Here is a 16,905-nt window from a genome sequence, read left to right on the forward strand (position 1 = left end):
GCAGATGTCGCAATCCACACCGAGCCAGAAGGCCCTCACTCATTTCAAGATCACCACACCGTGAACCCCGTCACCAACCTCCGTGGTCAGTACAGCTAGCGCGCGCTCACAGCTCGGTGCGGCGGCGGCGCACCACCACCCACAGGTCCGCCGCCGCCACCAGGGTCAGCACCCCGCAGCCCACCGCGAGCACCACCAGCGTCCCGCTGTCCGGCGCGCCGTCCGCGGGGGCCAGCGCGGCCCACACCGCGAAGCCCGCCGTGCACAGCGCGAAGAACGGCAGGAACAGCACCGACAGCAGGAACCGCAGCTTCAGGTCGCTGCGCGCGGTGGCTGGCTCCGTCCCGCTCAGCCACACCTTCGGCGTCCTGGCCCGCCGCATACGCAACCGCCTCCCTCGTACCCTTTCCAGCCTAGGACTGTTCGGGCGCGGGGAGGCGGGACGATGGAGGACCGGAACGAGGACCGGCTGGGCGACTACCCGGGGCTGCCGGTGGAGCCGGCCCGGGCGCTGGCCGCCGAGCGGGGCTGGCGCACCGTGCGGGTGCTGGCGCCGGAGGCGCTGCTGACCATGGAGTACCGCTCGGACCGGCTCAACCTGACGGTGCGGGACGGCGTCGTGGAGCGGGCCTGGGCGGGCTGAGGACGGGCCGGCAGCGGGCGCGCGGGCCACGGCGGGCGCGGCGCCGCCGCCGGGCGCGGCCGGGGCGCGGCGGGGACCGGGCGGGCGAAGCGGCCCTCCCGGTGCCAGGCCGCCAGCACCCGCCGGTCCAGCGCGGCGACGGCCGGCTCGGCCAGCGGCAGCGAGAGCAGCACCAGCGCGCCCGCCGCCCAGCCCGCGAACACGTCCGAGATCCAGTGGGTGCCCAGGTAGACGGTGGTCAGCCCGATCGAGGCCGCGGTGAGCGCGGCCAGCGCGGCGCCCGTCCGCCGCCAGCGGGTCGCCAGGTACGCCAGCACGCCCCAGGTGACCACGGCGTTCGCGGTGTGCCCGGAGGGGAAGATGCTGCCGCCGGAGAACAGCTCGGGCGAGCCGACGTAGTGCGCGTAGTGCGGCCCCAGCCGACCGGTCAGGATCTTCACCCCGCCGACCGTGACGTTCAGCAGCAGCAGCGCCATGCCCATCACCAGCAGCGGCCGCGCCGAGTGCGCGCGGTAGCAGCGCCAGCCCAGCCACAGGCAGGCCGCGATCGCGGTCGGGCCGCGCTGCCCCGCGACCACCCAGATGTCCAGGTACGGCAGCGCCCCGGGCCACTGCCGGTACGGGCGCAGCTGCTGCAGCGACCAGTCCAGGTCGACCAGCGGCGAGTCGTACAGGATGGCCAGCACCACCACCAGGTAGAGCAGCCCGACCAGGCCGAAGAGCAGGGCGTGCCGTCGGCTGATCGACGGGAGCACGGAATCGGTCGCCCCGGTGAAAGAATCGTGACCGGATCGGATCGGAACCGTGCACGGGGTGGTCGATATCTGCTGCTCGGGGGATTCGGGATCGGCTGGCACGGCTTCGACATTACCGGTCCGCCCAGGAGCACCCGGGCTATTCCGCGGATCTGTCACCCGCCGGTGACGTGTCGTCCCCCAGTTCTCCATAGGGGCAGTTCAGGGCGGGGGCGGCGGGGCGGGAAAGGGGGGCGGGGAGTGGGGGAAATCACGCTCCCGGGTGCTCCGGCGAGCCGCATTCCGGCGGTTTCTCCAATTGCCCGAGGGGTGGTGCGGGGACGAATGAGGCGGCCGATTTCCCGTGACCCAGGTCACTTCCGGGTCGCTTCCGGAGCGCTTCCGGGGTGCTTCCGGGAGTGCTCCGGGGGCGCTCGGGGGAAATCGGCCGCCTCGTCCGCGGCCTTGTCGTCGGCCTCGTCGTCGGCCGGGCCGCTCGGTCAGGGCCCGCTCGGTCAGGGCAGCAGGCGTTCGACGGCCGCCGCGCCCTGTTCCTCCAGGTCCTTCCTGGCCTTCTCGACCAGCTCCGGGGTGGGGGTGCGCCCCGAGGCCATCACCAGGTCCTCGGGGTCGACGGGGTTCTCCGCCCCGGTGTGCAGCAGGTGGTCCGGGGTCGGCTCGGACTCGCTGTCCGTGGGATCGGTCATCAAGGTCCTCCGTGGGTGGAGCGCCGGAGTGCCCGGGCCGGCCCCTCCGGCGGGGCGCGCCCGCCGCCCGGTCGGCGGCGGGAGGTCTGCCATCGAGTCTGGACCCGGGCCCGGGGCGGCGCACCACGAGCGCGGCGACGGCGTGTCGCCGCCACGGCCCCGGCGGCGGTCAGTCGAGCGGGCCGCCCGCGACGTAGATGACCTGGCCGGAGACGAAGCCCGCGCCCTCGGAGGCCAGGAAGGAGATGGTGTGCGCGATGTCGTCCGGCACGCCGACCCGCTGGACCGGGATGGCGGAGGCGGCGGCCTGCTTGAACGCCTCGAACTCCATGCCGACCCGGGCCGCGGTGGCCGCGGTCATGTCGGTGGCGATGAAGCCGGGGGCGACCGCGTTGGCGGTGACGCCGAACTTGCCGAGCTCGATGGCCAGGGTCTTGGTGAAGCCCTGCAGGCCGGCCTTGGCCGCCGAGTAGTTGGCCTGGCCGCGGTTGCCCTGGGCGGAGGAGGAGGACAGGTTGACGATCCGTCCGAAACCGGCCGCCACCATGTGCTTCTGCACCGCCCTGGTCATCAGGAAGGCGCCCTTGAGGTGCACGCCCATCACGGTGTCCCAGTCCGACTCGGACATCTTGAACAGCAGGTTGTCGCGCAGCACGCCCGCGTTGTTCACCAGCACCACGGGGGCGCCGAGCTCGGCGGCGATCCGCTCCACCGCGGCCTCCACCTGCTCCGCGTCCGACACGTCCGCGCCGACGGCCAGCGCGCGGCCGCCCGCGGCCTCGATCGCCTCGGCGGTGCCCTTGGCGGTGGACTCCTCCAGGTCGACCACGGCGACGGCGTAACCGTCCGCGGCCAGCCGGAGCGCGGTGGCCGCGCCGATCCCGCGGGCCGCGCCCGTCACCACGGCCACCCGCGCCGGAGCGGGGGCGGTCACGGAGGTGCTCTGCTCGGTCATCTTCGTACTCGTCTCTCTCGAAGTCGGACGACGGGAGCGGCGCGGGCCGGAGACCCGTCGATGAGAAATAAATGAGTTGCGCAGGGCGCAGCGCGGCAACCTTACCGACGAGTAGGATTTCCGGCCAGGGGCAGCGCCGCAGGTGACAGAGGGTGAGGGCGAAAAGCGGCCGAGCGGGTGAACCAGGTTGGGCGTGGTCCCGACATACGGGGGAAATATGCCAACTTCGCCGATCCTGCGACTACTCTGCGCCCCTACCTGCCGGTCCAGGCCGACCGTTTGTATAGTGTGCGCCAGCAGCCACCGGCTGCACGGCCGACGCGTCCTCTCTCACAGCGGGATGCTCACTCGCCGTTACTGCCCCGCTCGGGTGTCCCACACACACCCGGGCGTGACACCGGGACGGATTTCATGGTGCTGGGGGAGATCCCGACAACCCGCGTGCCCGGCCGACTGCAGCAGTCGCCCGGACACCTCATTCGCGTGGCCCAGCAGGTGCACACCCGCTTGTGGTCCGAATACGTCGGTACCGAGCTGACGGCTCCGCAGTTCGCGGTGCTGCTGGTACTGGCGCTGGAACCCGGAGCCGACCAGCGCACGGTCGGCGAACGGGCCTCGCTCGACAAGGCGACGATGGCCGAGATGGTCGCCCGGCTGGTCCGGCGGGGCCTGGTCCTCCGCCGCAGGGACCCGGCCGACGGCCGGCGCAAGCTGCTGGCGCTCTCGCAGAACGGCGCTCAGGCCGTCCGCGAGGCGACCGGCGGCGTGGTCCGGGTCCAGCGGACCCTGTTCGAGCCGCTGGGCCCGGACGAGCAGCTGGAGATCGTCCGGATCATGGCGCGGATAGCCCGGCTGGAACCGGGGGCCGTCGCCGTGATGACGGACGCCCGGCCGACGCTGGACGCCCAGCGCGCCATCGGCTACCTGATCCGGGTCGCCCAGCAGGTGCACACCAAGCTCTGGTCGGAGAAGGTCGGCACCGAGCTGACGGCTCCGCAGTACGCGGTGCTCGACGCGCTGGAGACCGAACCGGGCGCCGACCAGCGCACCGTCGGCGAACTCGCCTCGCTCGACAAGGCGACGATGGCCGAGATGGTCAGCCGGCTGGTCCGGCGCGGCCTGGTGCTGCGCCGCCGCGACCCCTCGGACGGGCGCCGCAACCTGCTCTCGCTCTCCCCGACCGGCCAGGAGCTGCTGCACCGCTCCACCGCCGGGGTCCGCGAGGTCCAGGAGGCGCTGCTCGCCCCGCTGGAGCCGCACGAGCACGTGCGGGCGCTGGAGCTGCTCGCCAAGGCGGCCCGGCTGTAACGATTCTGCAAAGCGCCGTCCGTTGTCCGGGCGGCGATCGCGCTCCGACCGGTCACGCGGCACCGGCGGGCGCGTGGGAAGGGGCCGGCACCCGCTCGGGTGCCGGCCCCTTCCCGTTCTGCTCCTCCGGCCCGGCCGCGGCGGGGTGTTGACGGAGCGTCAACTCCCGCCGCCCGCGGCCGGGCCCGGGGGCGGGGGTCAGTTCCAGTCGAAACCGGCCGGGTCCGGGCCGATCCGCTGCCCGGTGGCGATGCCGTCGACGGCTGCCAGGTCCTCGGCGTCCAGCTCGAAGCCCGTGACGTCCAGGTTCTCCCGGATCCGGGCGGGGGTGACCGACTTCGGGATGGCGATCACGCCGGACTGCAGGTGCCAGCGCAGCACCACCTGGGCCGCCGTGCGGCCGTGCTTGGCGGCGATCGCCAGCAGGGCCGGCTCGGCCAGCAGGTCCTTGCCCTGGCCCAGCGGGCTCCAGGCCTCGGTGGCGATGCCGTGCTCGGCGTGCAGGGCGCGCAGCTCGGCCTGCGGGAAGTACGGGTGCAGCTCGATCTGGTTGAGGACCGGCTTCACCTCGGCCTCCTTCAACAGCAGCTCCAAGTCCGGTGCGCGGAAGTTGGAGACGCCGATCGCCCGGACCCGGCCCTCGGCGTGCAGCTGCTCGAAGGCGCGCCAGATGTTCAGGAAGGCGTTGCCGTGCATCGGGCGCGGCCAGTGGATCAGGTACAGGTCCAGCACGTCCAGGCCGAGGCGGCCGAGCGACTCGTCGAAGGTGCGCAGCACCCGGTCGCGGCCCTGCTCGCCGGACCAGTCGACGGTGCCCGAGTTCCACAGCTTGGTGGTCACGAACAGCTCGTCGCGGGCGACGCCGGACTCGGCGATCGCCCGGCCGGTGCCCGCCTCGTTCTCGTAGACCTCGGCGGTGTCGACCGAGCGGTAGCCGGCCTCCAGGGCGGCGCGCACCGCGGGGACGGCCTCGGCGTCCGGCACCTGCCAGACGCCGAAGCCGAGCTGCGGGATCCGCACGCCGTTGTTCAGCGTGATCGTGGGGACCGGGGGGACTGCGGGGGTGCTGGTCACGGGAAGGGGTGCCCTTCGTCTCTGCTTCTGCGGCCGGTGGTCGCGGTGCTCGTCGCGGCTCGTCGCGGCTCGTCGCGCTTCCGGCCGTGCTTCGGTGGTGCTTCCGGAGCGGTGGCAACGGCCGGGGGCACCGGGTTATTCCCGTGACGGGGGAGTTCCCCGGAACGGATGAAAGCGGGTGGGGCCGGCGGCCGGAACGGGCCGATCCGCCGGAAAACCTGTTGCGTGCGTCACAGCGCGGCGGTCAGGCTCGCCGCATGTGACGAGCCGACCGCACCCGCGCCGCGCACCTCCGACGCACCGGGCCCCACCGGGCCCGGCCGACGCGCCCCGCCGTGCTCCGCCGCGTCCGGCGGGCCGGGGCCGTCCCGCCGTCCCCGCCCCTGCCCCGTCCCATCCCGCAACGGAGCGATCATGCCGCTCGTCCCCCTGCCGCTGCCCGACCCGGGCCGCCCCGACCTCAGCTCCCCGCTCGGCTTCCTGCGCTGGCTGGGCCGCGCCCAGCGCCGCGGCCAACTGCTCGCCACGCTGTGGAGCACGCTGGAGCTCGGCTCGATGGCCGCGCTGCCCGTCGCGATCGGCCGCGGCGTCCAGGCCGTCGTCGACCACGACACCCGCGCCCTGCTGACGGCCGGGCTGCTCGCCCTGCTGCTGGCCGTCGTGCAGACCACGATGACGGTGCTGCTGCACCGTCAGGTGGTGTGGAACTGGATCCAGGCCGCCTCCCAGGTCCGCCAGTTGGTGGCCCGTCAGGCCTCCGCGCTCGGCGGCGGACTGAGCCGGCGGATCGCCACCGGCGAGATCGTCGCCGTCTCCAGCGGGGACGTCGAGAAGATCGGCTGGTACGTCGAGCTCACCGCCCGGCTGTACGGCGCGGTGCTGGCCTGGCTCGGCGTCAGCACCGTGGTGCTGTGGCGGCAGCCCGGCCTCGGCCTGGCCGTGCTGCTCGGCGTGCCGGTGCTGGCCGCCGCGGTCTGGCCGCTGCTCGGGCCGTTCGAACGGCGGTACGCCGAGCAGCGGGCCCTCGGCGGCAAGGCCTCCGAGCTGGCCGCCGACACGGTGGCCGGGCTGCGGGTGCTGCGCGGCATCGGCGGCGAGGAGCTGTTCCTGCGCCGGTACCGGTCCGCCTCCCAGCGGGTCCGCGCCGCGGCCGTCCGCACCGCCCGCACCTGGGCGGTGATGCAGGCCCAGGAGGTGCTGCTGCCCGGCCTGTTCGTCATCGGCGTCACCTGGTACGGCGCCCGGCTCGCCCTCGACGGGTCGATCGGCGTCGGCGAACTGATCGCCGTCTACGGCTCCACCGCCTTCCTCGCCGCCCCGCTGCGGGTCATCGGCGAGGCCGCGCACGCCTGGAGCGTCGCCCGGGTCTCCGCCGGGCGGGCCGTCAAGGTGCTCACGCTGACCAGGGACGACGCCCCGGCGGACGGCAGTGCGGCGGACGGCAGCGAGGCGGACGGTCCTGCGCGGGAGGGCGCGGCGGGCGCTGCCGACGACGGGGCGGAGCTGGTGCGCCGGGCCCCCCGGTCGGACCTGCACGACCCGGTCAGCGGGCTGACCGCCCGGGCCGGCCGCCTGACCGCCGTGGTCTGCGGCGACCCGGACGCGGCGGGCGAGTTGGCGGCCCGGCTCGGCGGGCGGCCCGTGCTCGCCGAGGGGGTGGCGGCCGGGCCCTCCGCCCGGCTCGGCGGGGTCGAACTGGACGGGGTGCCGCTGGCCGTCGCCCGGGCCGCGGTGCTGGTCCACGACAAGGAGCCGGTGCTGCTCTCCGGCACCCTCGCCGAACTGCTCGACGTCCCCCGCTCCGGCCGGGTCGAACCCGCCGAGGCGCTGGCCGCCGCCCGCGCGCAGGACGCGCTGGAGGCGCTCGTCGACGGCTCGCCCGAGTGCGCCGGAGACCCGATGGCGGCCCGGATCACCGAACGCGGCCGCTCGCTCTCCGGCGGCCAGCGCCAGCGCCTGGCCCTGGCCCGCTCGCTGGTGGCGGACCCGCCGGTGCTGGTGCTGGACGAACCGACCAGCGCGGTCGACGCCCACACCGAGTCGCGGATCGCCGCGGGCCTGCGCGAACTGCGCGCCGGGCGCACCACGGTGGTCCTCGCCACCAGCCCGCTGCTGCTCGACCAGGCCGACACCGTCCTGCTGCTCCAGCAGGGCCGGGTCGTCGCCAGCGGCACCCACCGCGAGCTGATGACCGACGAGCCGCGCTACCGGGCCGTCGTCACCCGGGACGAGAACGAGGCGGGTGCGGGGGCGGGTTCGGCGGCCCGCCCGGCGGCCCGCCCGGCCGCGGACCCGGTGGGATCGGGGCTGGCGGGATCGGGGCTGGCGGGGGGTGCCGAGTGACCGGGCGCCCGCGCACCCGTCCGGGCCCGGGCCCGATCTCCGGCCCGAGGCCGAAGCCGAAGCCGAAGCCCAACCCGGCCCCGAACCACGGCCGAAGCCGAAGTCGTAGCCGCCGAAACCGAAGTCGTAGCCGAAGGAGTGCGCCGTGAAGCCCCCGGAGATCCACGAGCAAGGGCCGGCCACCACGCTGCCGGTCGGTTCCACCGCGGCCGTGCGGGCCTACGGGCGGATGCTGCTGCGGCGTCACCGCGGCGGGCTGGCGGGGATGGTGGCCCTGCACGGGACGGCGACGGTGGCGGGGCTGGTCGGGCCCGCGGTGCTCGGGTCGTTGGTGGAGTCGCTGGCCACCGAGGGCGGCGGGCGGGTCGCCGCCGCGATCGGGTGGTACCTGGCCGCGCTGGTGGTGCAGTCGGTGTTCACCGGGCTGTCGCTGCTGCGCGGCAGCGTGCTCGGCGAGGAGGTGCTGGCCGACCTGCGGGAGGACTTCCTGGTCCGCTCGGTGGCGCTGCCGCTCGGCGTGCTGGAGCGGGCCGGGACGGGCGACCTGGTCTCCCGGGGCACCACCGACATCGACCGGCTGGCCCGCTCGGTGCGCGACGCGGTGCCCGAACTGGTGGTCGCCGCGGTCTCGGTGGTGCTGGTGCTCGGCGCCCTGGTGGTGACCTCCCCGCTGCTGGCCGCCACCGCCGTGCTCGGCCTGCCGCCGCTGTTCTTCACCTCCCGCTGGTACTTCCGGCGGGCCCCGCAGTCCTACCGCAACGAGTCGGCCGGGTACGCGGCGGTCAACACCGTGCTCGCCGAGACGGTCGACGCCGGGCGGACGGTCGAGGCGCTGCGGCTGGGCGAGCGCCGGGTGGAGCTGACGGACCGGAAGATCCGCGAGTGGATCTCCTGGGAGCGGTACACCCTGTGGCTGCGCAGCGTCTGGTTCCCCACCGTGGACGGCACCTACGCGCTGGCCGTGCTCGGCACCCTGGTGCTGGGCGGCCTGTTCGCCCTGCACGGCCTGGTCAGCCCGGGCCGGCTGACCACCGGCGTGCTGTACGCCCAGGCCCTGGTGCACCCGGTCTCCCGGATCCTGCGCTGGTACGACGAGTTGCAGATCGGGCAGACCTCGCTGGCCCGGCTGGTCGGCGTCCGCGAGGTCGCCGAACCGGAGACCGACGCGGCGCTGCACCCGGAGGGCCGCCGGGTCGAGGCCCAGCAGGTCAGCTTCGGCTACCGCGAAGGGACGGACGTGCTGCGCGACATCACGCTGGACGTCGAGCCGGGCAGCCGGGTCGCCCTGGTCGGGCCGTCGGGGGCGGGCAAGTCGACGCTGGGCCGGCTGCTGGCGGGCATCTACGCGCCGGGCCGGGGCCGGGTCACGCTCGGCGGGGCGCAGCTGTCGCGGATGCCGGCCGAGCGGGTGCGCACCGAGGTCGCGCTGGTCAACCAGGAGCACCACGTCTTCGTCGGCACCCTGCGGGACAACCTGCACCTGGCCCGGGCGGAGGCCGACGACACCGAGCTGCTGGCCGCGCTCGTCGCGGTCGACGCCGCGGAGTGGGCGGACGCGCTGCCCGACGGGCTGGACACCGAGGTCGGCTCCGGCGGCACCGCGCTGACGCCCGCCCAGGCCCAGCAACTGGCGCTGGCCCGGCTGGTGCTGGCCGACCCGCACACCCTGGTGCTGGACGAGGCCACCTCGCTGCTCGACCCGCGGGCGGCCCGGCACCTGGAGCGCTCGCTGTCCCGGGTGCTGGCCGGGCGCACCGTGGTGGCGATCGCGCACCGGCTGCACACCGCGCACGACGCCGACGTGATCGCGGTGGTCGAGCAGGGCCGGATCACCGAGTACGGCTCCCACCCGGACCTGGTGGCCTCCGGCGGGCCGTACGCGGCGCTCTGGCGCTCCTGGCGGGACGAGGGGTGACCTCCGGCGGTTCGCAAGGGGTGCCGCTCCGGCCGCGTGCGGTCGGGACGGCACCCGGGCACCGTCAGGCGAGCAGCCGGAAGGTGAAGACGTTCAACCTTTCATCTGTGAAATGGAGTTGACTGTCCATCAGGATGAAGGTCGGCGTCAGTCGAGCGGTGTCGCGGCGGGCGGCCGCGGCGGGCAGCCGAGGGGGCGGGTGGCGGTGCGGCGCCCCGTCGGGCGTGACGCGGACGGGTGAATGGGCGGCGGCGGCGGGGTGGCGAGGGGGCCGGTCGGTGGAGCGGGCGCAGACTGCGGGAGTGACCAAGACATCAGGTGGTTCTCCCTCGGGCACCCAGCGCAACGAGATCGCGGGCATTCCGACCCGGTACATCGGCATCGGCGTCATCGTGGTGCTGGCGGTCTGGTTCCTGTTCGCCAACCTGGAAAAGGTGAAGATCCAGTTCTGGGTGTTCACCGTCACCTGCCCGCTGTGGATCGCCCTGCTGGCGACGCTGCTCGCCGGGACGGCGCTGGGCTGGCTGCTGAAGGGGCGGCGCGACAGGTGACGGAGGAGGGGCAGGGGTCGGCGGCGGGCGGTCCGGTCGGGCGCCCGGTCGGGGAGCCGCTGATCGAACTGCGCGGGGTGAACAAGCACTTCGGACAGTTGCACGTGCTGCAGGACATCGACCTCACGGTGGGCCGGGGCGAGGTCGTGGTGGTGATCGGCCCGTCCGGTTCGGGCAAGTCCACGCTGTGCCGGGCGATCAACCGGCTGGAGACGGTGGAGAGCGGCACCATCCTGATCGAGGGGCAGCCGCTGCCCGCGGAGGGCAAGGGGCTGGCGAAGCTGCGCGCCGAGGTGGGGATGGTGTTCCAGTCCTTCAACCTGTTCGCGCACAAGACGGTGCTGCAGAACGTCACGCTCGCGCAGGTCAAGGTCCGCAAGCGGGGGAAGGCCGAGGCCGAGGCCAGGGGCCGCCGACTGCTGGACCGGGTCGGGCTGGCGGCGCACGCGGCCAAGTACCCGGCGCAGCTGTCCGGCGGCCAGCAGCAGCGGGTGGCGATCGCCCGGGCGCTGGCGATGGACCCGAAGGCGCTGCTGTTCGACGAGCCGACCTCCGCGCTCGACCCCGAGATGATCAACGAGGTGCTGGAGGTCATGCGCGCGCTGGCCGCCGAGGGCATGACCATGGTGGTGGTCACCCACGAGATGGGCTTCGCCCGCTCGGCCGCCAACCGCGTGGTGTTCATGGCCGACGGGCGGATCGTCGAGGACCGCGTCCCCGAGGAGTTCTTCGCGGACCCGCGCAGCGAGCGCGCCCGGGACTTCCTCTCCAAGATCCTGAAGCACTGATGGGGCCGGGAACGATGAGACGCGTCGGGGCGCTGGTGCTCGTGCTGCTGGCCGGGACGGCGGGCTGCGGCAAGGAGGGCACCCCGCCGCCGAAGGGCCCGCAGGCGAGCGCGCTGCCGAGCTACCAGGTGCGCAGCAGCGACACCGTCACCGGCTCGCCGACCCTGGACGCGGCCCGGTCGCGCGGCCACCTGGTGGTCGGCGCCAAGGAGGACCAGCCGTACCTGGGGCAGAAGAACCCGGCCACCGGCGAGTACTCCGGCTTCGACATCGAGATCGCCAGGATGGTCGGCGCCGACCTGGGCTTCGCCCCCGAGCAGATCGAGTTCCGCACCATCGCCTCCGCCAACCGCGAGACGGCGCTGCAGAACGGGCAGGTCGACTACTACGTGGGCACCTACACCATCAACGACAACCGCAAGAAGCTGGTCGGCTTCGCCGGGCCGTACTTCATCGCCGGGCAGTCCCTGCTGGTGCGCAAGAACGAGACGGGGATCGACGGCCCGCAGGACCTGGCGGGGCGGAAGGTCTGCTCGGCCGCCGGGTCGACCCCGTACCAGCGGATCCAGAAGGACTACCCGCAGGCGAAGCTGATCGGCTACGACACCTACTCGGCCTGCGTGGACAACCTGATCACCGGCCAGGTCGACGCGGTGACCACCGACAACGCGATCCTGCAGGGCTACGCGGCGAAGGTGCCGGACGAGTTGAGGATCGCCGGGCAGCCGTTCTCCACCGAGCCGTACGGCATCGGCGTGCCGAAGAACGACACCGTGCTGCGGCTGGCGCTGGACGACGCGCTGCAGCGGCACGAGCAGAACGGCGACTGGAAGAAGGCGTACGAGGCGACGCTCGGCCTGTCCGGGGTGCCCGCGCCCGAGCGGCCGGCCATCGACCGGTACCGGTAGGAGGGAGGAGCACAGTGCACGTCCTGACCGACAACTGGTCCACGTACTGGCACGGGTTCCTCGGCACGCTGTGGCTGACCCTGGTGAGCGCGGCGCTGGCGCTGGTGCTCGGGGCGGCGGTCGCGGGGTTCCGGGTGTCGCCGGTGAAGCCGCTGCGGGTGTTCGGGACCGGGTGGGTGACGGTGCTGCGGAACACGCCGCTGACGCTGCTGTTCTTCATCGTGGTGCTGGGGCTGCCGCGCTTCGACATCACGCTGCCGTTCTTCACCTTCGCGGTGCTGGCGCTGGGCTGCTACACCTCGGCGTTCGTCTGCGAGACGCTGCGCTCCGGGGTGAACACGGTGCCCGCCGGGCAGGGCGAGGCGGCCCGCAGCCTGGGGCTGACGTTCACCCAGACGCTGGGCCTGGTGATCCTGCCGCAGGCGTACCGGGCGGTGGTGGCCCCGCTCGGCAGCGTGATGATCGCACTGGCGAAGAACACCGCGATCGCGGGCTCGTTCAGCGTGGTCGAACTGCTCGGCACCTACCGGACCCTCAACGAGCTGGGCTACGGCATCGTCTGGACCTTCGTCTGGATCGCGGTGGGGTACCTGGTCCTGACGCTGGCGATCAGCGCCCTGTTCAACCTGCTGGAGCGACGGGTGGCGGTGTCCCGATGACGGCGGTTCCCCGATGACGGAGGTGTTCCGATGACGGTCGAGTCCTCCGCGCTGTACGACGTGCCCGGCCCGAAGGCGCTGGCCCGGCACCGGCTGTACGGCTGGCTGGCGCTGCTGGCGATCGCCGCGGTGGTCGGCTGGGTGGTCTACATGCTGTTCCACACCCAGCAGTTCACGTACCAGAAGTGGATGCCCTTCGAGTACAAGGGCGTCCAGGAGCTGCTGCTGCGCGGCCTGGGCAACACCCTGAAGGCCTTCGGCTGGACGGTGCTGTTCGCCCTCCCGTTCGGCGCGCTGTTCGCCGCCGGGCGGCTCTCCGACCACCGGGCGGTGCGCTGGGTGTGCACCGTGGTGGTGGAGTTCTTCCGGGCGATGCCGCTGCTGGTGATGATCTTCTTCATCTTCGTGGCGCTCAAGGCCCCGCCGATGTGGGCGCTGGTCGCCGGGCTGACGCTGTACAACGGTTCGGTGCTGGCCGAAGTGTTCCGGGCCGGGGTGCTCGCGGTGCCCAAGGGGCAGAAGGAGGCCGCGTACGCGCTGGGGCTGCGCAAGACCCAGGTGATGGCGTACGTGCTGGTGCCGCAGGCGAACCGGGCGATGCTGCCGACCATCGTCAGCCAGCTGGTGGTGGCGCTGAAGGACACCTCGCTCGGGTTCCTGATCACCTACGAGGAGTTCCTGCACGCCGGGAAGCTGATCGCCACCAACCTCGACTACGACCTGCCGTTCATCCCGGTGGTGATGGTGATCGCCCCGGTCTACATCGGCATGTGTCTGCTGCTGTCCTGGTTCGCCAAGTGGCTGGAGCGGCGCGGGCGGCGCAGCCCGAAGGTGAAGGGCGGTGCGCCGGTGGCCCCGGCGGGGCTGACGCCCGATCCGCAGGGGTAGCCGACGGTGACCGGCCGGGTCGGTTAGGGTCAGTGGGTCAACGATCGGTGTCGACCTTCCCAGGAGTTGCCGCATGTCCGTGGAGTCGGCAGGGGTCGTGCTGCCCGTGGAGTCCGCAGAGGCCGTGCTGCCCAGCCGTCAGGAACTGGACGAGGCCGAGGTGCTCGACCGGCGGGAGAGCGCGAGCGGCGAGGTGGTGCTGCGGCGGCGCGGGGAGCACTGCGAGGTCATCGTGAACGGCTGCTTCCTGATGGACACTGTCGACGGCCGCTCCGAACGGCTGCTGGTGGCGGCCGCGCTGGACGGGCTCGCGGCGGTGGAGCGGCCCAGCGTGCTGATCGGGGGCCTGGGCGTCGGCTTCTCGCTGGCGCACGCCGCCGCCGAACCGCGCTGGGCGCGGATCGCGGTGGTCGAGCGGGAGGCCGCGATCATCGACTGGCACCGCACCGGCCCGCTCGGCGCGTTCTCCGCCGGGGCGCTGGACGACCCGCGGGTGGAGGTCCTGCACACCGACCTGGTGGCGCACCTCGCGCAGGAGGGGGAGCGGTACGACGCGCTCTGCCTCGACATCGACAACGGCCCGGACTGGACGGTCGGCGCCGAGAACGACCGGCTGTACGGGCCGACCGGGCTGGCGAACGCCGCCGCCCGGCTCAACTCCGGCGGGATGCTGGCGGTTTGGGGCGCGCAGCCGTCCGCCGCCTTCGAAGGGGCGCTGCGGGCGGCCGGGTTCACCGGGGTGCGCACCGAGGAGGTCCCGGTCGGGCGCGGCGTGCCGGACGTGGTCCACCTGGCACGCCGCGCCTGAACCTGGCTGCTACTTCAGGCCGTTGGCGAGCACGGTGCCGTTGTAGATGTAGGCGTGGTCGGCCACCGGGTCCCGGTAGAGGGTGTGACCGCCGCTCGCCAGCTTCTCCTTGAGCTTGTAGTAGTCCTCGAAGCCGTTCTCGTAGCTGCCCGGCGCGGGGCCGGTCGCGGTCTGGAACAGGCCGTTGGTGGTGCCGCGCGGGACGCCCGTCCAGCCGCGGCCGTAGAACGGCACGCCCGGGGTCGGCCTGGACTTCGGGGCGCCGCCGTCGAGGTACGCGTTGATGGCGATCTCCGAGCTGAACTGCCGCTCCGGGGTGGACGGGTCGCCCGCGGCGACCTTCAGCGCGGACTGCTGGTTGGTGGTCGTCTCCCGGGCGCCGTGGTAGTCGTAGCCCTGGACGGTGGCGAAGTCGAACGCCCCGAACAGGCCCGGGACGTCGATGCCCGCGGCGATCTTCGCCGGGTCGGCGGGCAGGAAGGCGCTCAGCGTCCAGCCGTTGATCGCGGTGCTGCCCGCGTTGGTGATGGTGTAGCTGCCGCCGTAACCCGTGTCCCAGTCCTGGTCCTTGTGGAAGACCGCGGTGGGCTCGGCCGCGTGCGCCGCCCCGGCGGGGAGGGCGACCACCAGCAGCGGGGCGAGCAGGCTGCCGACGGTGAGGAGGGGGAGGCGGTACCGACGTCTGCGCATGTGGGGCTCCTGTGTCATTGGAGGGTAGGGATGGGGTAATGGGATGGCAATAGGTCTGGACCATGCGGAAGTTTCCGATCGGAAAAGGGAATTGACGGTCCGAACGGCGAAGGAGTGGCGGCGGGGCGGTCCGTGGCGGATCGGTGACCGTCCGTCGGCGGGCGCCGGATCGCGGGGGAGAGGTGGGGGTGATGTGCGCAACACGCGTTCCCAACCGCCCTGCGGTGCGGCATGATCACTGCCATGCTCGAACGTGAGATCGAACTGCTGGGCCAACTCCTGGAGGAGTTCGGCGCCCTGCGGTTCCCCCCGGACTGGTACGACCGGGAACCCGGCGGCGAATCCCTCGTCACCCTGGCCACCACCCTCGCGGGCTGCACCGCCGCCACCCTCGACGGCCCGCTCGACGCCCGCCACCGCGAACACCTGCGCCAGCGCCGCGCCCTCCTCGCCGACCTGCTGCCCGCCGTCGCCGCGGACACGTACGCCACCGGCTACTTCGTCACGCTCTACCGGATGGCCGTCCTCGCGGAGGAGGTCGACGACCGGCGGGCGGCCGTGGTGCGGCCCGGCTAGGCGGGGCCGGGAGGGGCCGGGAACGGAGTGCAGGGTACGGGGTGCTGCGGGCCGTCGGTGCTGCCGCGGGCGGGGGCTCGGCGGTCGTCGTGCCGCGCTCAACTCCCGGGCTTGATCTGGAGCACGCTCCAGATCGTAGCGTCGGCGGCATGACCTCCACCGACCAGCAGCCGCTCGGCTCGCCCTTCTCCGCCGCCACCACCGCCGAGGAGGTCGTGGCCGGCCACGACCTCTCCGGCCGGACCGCCGTCGTGACCGGGGGCTACTCCGGGCTCGGCCTGGAGACCGTCCGGACCCTGGCCGCCGCCGGGGCCCGGGTCGTCGTCCCCGCCCGCCGACCCGATGCCGCGCGGGCCGTCCTCCGGGAGGTGGCGGCCTGCGAGGTCGTTCCGATGGACCTGGCCGACCTCGACGGCGTCCGCTCGGCCGCCGCCCGCATCCGCGACCGGTTCGACCGGCTCGACCTGCTGCTGGCCGTCGCCGGGGTCATGGCCACCCCCGAGCGGCGGACGGGGCCCGGCTGGGAGGGGCAGCTTGCCGCCAACCACTTCGGGCACTTCGTGCTGGCCTGCGAGCTCTACCCGCTGCTGGCCGCCGCGGGCGGCGCGCGCGTCGTCGTCAACAGCTCCGCGGGGCACGCCCTGACCGGGATCCGCTGGCACGACCCGCACTTCCGCACCGGCTACGACAAGTGGCTGGCCTACGGGCAGTCCAAGACCGCCAACGCCCTGTTCGCCGTGCACCTCGACGCGCTCGGACGGGGCGACGGGGTCCGCGCGTTCGCGCTCCACCCGGGCAGGATCATCACCGGCCTCCAACGCGAGATGACCCGCCGGGAACAGATCGACCGCGGCTGGGTCGACGAGCACGGCACCGTGGTCGGCGCCGGTTTCAAGACCCCCTCCCAGGGCGCCGCCACCGGCCTGTGGGCCGCCACCTCCCCGCTCCTCGACGGCCGCGGCGGCCTCTACCTGGAGGACTGCGAGGTCGCCCGCGCCGTCGCCCCCGACACCCCGATGGACGACGGCGGCGTCCGCGCGCACGCCGTCGACCCCGAAGCGGCCGCCCGGCTCTGGGACCTCTCCGTCGCCGCGACCGGAGCCACTCCGATCGTCGTCGATCCGGGCCGGGACTTCCGGTGAGAGCGGGAGCCCGGGGGCGTCCGGGGCAGAACAGGGGACCTGGCCGGGGAGCCCGGGCACCGATGCGGGTCCGCGGAGGACGGTGTGCAGCTGCTCCGGGCCGCGGCGTCGGGCCAGGAGGGCGGCGCGGCTGAACCGGCCCTCGGCCAGGCCGGGGCGGGGGCCGGGGCGGGGGCCGGGGCCGGGGCGGGGGCCGGGGACCGGACGACCGCCCAT

At 73.7% G+C, this 16,905-nt stretch carries 18 protein-coding genes; 11 read left to right on the forward strand and 7 right to left on the reverse strand.

Annotation, left to right across the window (positions count from 1 at the left end; all coding sequences use genetic code 11):
• Positions 1-106: 106 nt before the first annotated feature.
• The 4 genes from OO57_RS34815 to fabG form a co-directional block, all read right to left on the reverse strand.
• Positions 107-382: a DUF6343 family protein gene (locus OO57_RS34815; RefSeq protein ID WP_033256794.1), complete on the reverse strand. Its 276-nt coding sequence runs from the start codon at positions 380-382 to the stop codon at positions 107-109.
• A gap of 95 nt (positions 383-477) precedes the next feature.
• Positions 478-1,398 (reverse strand): phosphatase PAP2 family protein, encoded by a 921-nt coding sequence (locus OO57_RS47495; RefSeq protein ID WP_106974185.1) that lies wholly within the window; start codon positions 1,396-1,398, stop codon positions 478-480.
• A 494-nt stretch (positions 1,399-1,892) separates the two neighbouring features.
• Positions 1,893-2,084 (reverse strand): hypothetical protein, encoded by a 192-nt coding sequence (locus tag OO57_RS34825; RefSeq protein WP_033256795.1) that lies wholly within the window; start codon positions 2,082-2,084, stop codon positions 1,893-1,895.
• A 169-nt stretch (positions 2,085-2,253) separates the two neighbouring features.
• Entirely contained in the window at positions 2,254-3,039 is a 786-nt protein-coding gene (fabG, locus tag OO57_RS34830) for a 3-oxoacyl-ACP reductase FabG (RefSeq protein ID WP_051778645.1), read from the reverse strand.
• A gap of 507 nt (positions 3,040-3,546) precedes the next feature.
• On the opposite strand from fabG, the gene OO57_RS46345 reads away from it, so the two are divergent.
• The gene (locus OO57_RS46345; RefSeq protein WP_234337646.1) at positions 3,547-4,347 is read left to right on the forward strand and encodes a MarR family winged helix-turn-helix transcriptional regulator; all 801 of its coding nucleotides are present in this window, start codon (positions 3,547-3,549) and stop codon (positions 4,345-4,347) included.
• A 198-nt stretch (positions 4,348-4,545) separates the two neighbouring features.
• Here the strand turns inward: OO57_RS46345 and OO57_RS34845 are convergent, their stop codons facing one another.
• Positions 4,546-5,421 carry an aldo/keto reductase gene (locus tag OO57_RS34845; protein WP_033256796.1) on the reverse strand — a complete coding sequence of 292 codons (876 nt, stop codon included), beginning with the start codon at positions 5,419-5,421 and terminating at the stop codon, positions 4,546-4,548.
• Positions 5,422-5,835: 414 nt separating this feature from the next.
• Here OO57_RS34845 and OO57_RS34850 point away from each other — a divergent pair, with 414 nt between their 5' ends.
• Both OO57_RS34850 and OO57_RS34855 read left to right on the forward strand, forming a co-directional pair.
• On the forward strand, positions 5,836-7,764 hold the full coding sequence (locus tag OO57_RS34850; protein WP_033256797.1) for an ABC transporter transmembrane domain-containing protein: 1,929 nt from the start codon (positions 5,836-5,838) through the stop codon (positions 7,762-7,764).
• A 145-nt stretch (positions 7,765-7,909) separates the two neighbouring features.
• Entirely contained in the window at positions 7,910-9,679 is a 1,770-nt protein-coding gene (locus OO57_RS34855; protein WP_033256798.1) for an ABC transporter ATP-binding protein, read from the forward strand.
• 64 nt (positions 9,680-9,743) lie between these two features.
• On the opposite strand, the gene OO57_RS44375 is transcribed toward OO57_RS34855, so the two are convergent.
• A complete protein-coding gene (locus tag OO57_RS44375) occupies positions 9,744-9,989 on the reverse strand; it encodes a hypothetical protein (protein ID WP_158715333.1) in 246 nt (81 codons plus the stop codon).
• On the opposite strand from OO57_RS44375, the gene OO57_RS34860 reads away from it, so the two are divergent.
• The 6 genes from OO57_RS34860 to OO57_RS34885 all read left to right on the forward strand — a co-directional run bounded on the left by OO57_RS34860 (position 9,982) and on the right by OO57_RS34885 (position 14,281).
• A complete protein-coding gene (locus OO57_RS34860) occupies positions 9,982-10,230 on the forward strand; it encodes a LapA family protein (protein WP_033256799.1) in 249 nt (82 codons plus the stop codon). The genes OO57_RS44375 and OO57_RS34860 overlap by 8 nt on opposite strands.
• 59 nt (positions 10,231-10,289) lie before the next feature.
• Entirely contained in the window at positions 10,290-11,018 is a 729-nt protein-coding gene (locus tag OO57_RS34865) for an amino acid ABC transporter ATP-binding protein (protein WP_033256807.1), read from the forward strand.
• 14 nt (positions 11,019-11,032) lie between these two features.
• Positions 11,033-11,926, forward strand: coding sequence for a glutamate ABC transporter substrate-binding protein (locus OO57_RS34870; protein WP_199811385.1), 894 nt, complete (start codon positions 11,033-11,035; stop codon positions 11,924-11,926).
• 14 nt (positions 11,927-11,940) lie between these two features.
• Positions 11,941-12,585 carry an amino acid ABC transporter permease gene (locus OO57_RS34875; protein ID WP_033256801.1) on the forward strand — a complete coding sequence of 215 codons (645 nt, stop codon included), beginning with the start codon at positions 11,941-11,943 and terminating at the stop codon, positions 12,583-12,585.
• Between the two features lie 30 nt (positions 12,586-12,615).
• Positions 12,616-13,473: an amino acid ABC transporter permease gene (locus OO57_RS34880; RefSeq protein ID WP_033256802.1), complete on the forward strand. Its 858-nt coding sequence runs from the start codon at positions 12,616-12,618 to the stop codon at positions 13,471-13,473.
• 73 nt (positions 13,474-13,546) lie between these two features.
• On the forward strand, positions 13,547-14,281 hold the full coding sequence (locus OO57_RS34885) for a spermidine synthase (protein ID WP_234337648.1): 735 nt from the start codon (positions 13,547-13,549) through the stop codon (positions 14,279-14,281).
• A gap of 9 nt (positions 14,282-14,290) precedes the next feature.
• Here OO57_RS34885 and OO57_RS34890 read toward each other — a convergent pair whose 3' ends face one another.
• Positions 14,291-14,971, reverse strand: a complete 681-nt coding sequence (locus OO57_RS34890) for a glycosyl hydrolase family 18 protein (RefSeq protein ID WP_051778647.1) — start codon at positions 14,969-14,971, stop codon at positions 14,291-14,293.
• A gap of 243 nt (positions 14,972-15,214) precedes the next feature.
• On the opposite strand from OO57_RS34890, the gene OO57_RS34895 reads away from it, so the two are divergent.
• Complete coding sequence (locus OO57_RS34895) at positions 15,215-15,547, forward strand: hypothetical protein (RefSeq protein WP_051778648.1); 333 nt, start codon at positions 15,215-15,217, stop codon at positions 15,545-15,547.
• Between the two features lie 149 nt (positions 15,548-15,696).
• Positions 15,697-16,689 (forward strand): SDR family NAD(P)-dependent oxidoreductase, encoded by a 993-nt coding sequence (locus tag OO57_RS34900; protein ID WP_033256803.1) that lies wholly within the window; start codon positions 15,697-15,699, stop codon positions 16,687-16,689.
• Positions 16,690-16,905: the final 216 nt, after the last annotated feature.

Source organism: Kitasatospora phosalacinea, from assembly GCF_000717185.1.
GTDB lineage: Bacteria > Actinomycetota > Actinomycetes > Streptomycetales > Streptomycetaceae > Kitasatospora > Kitasatospora phosalacinea_A.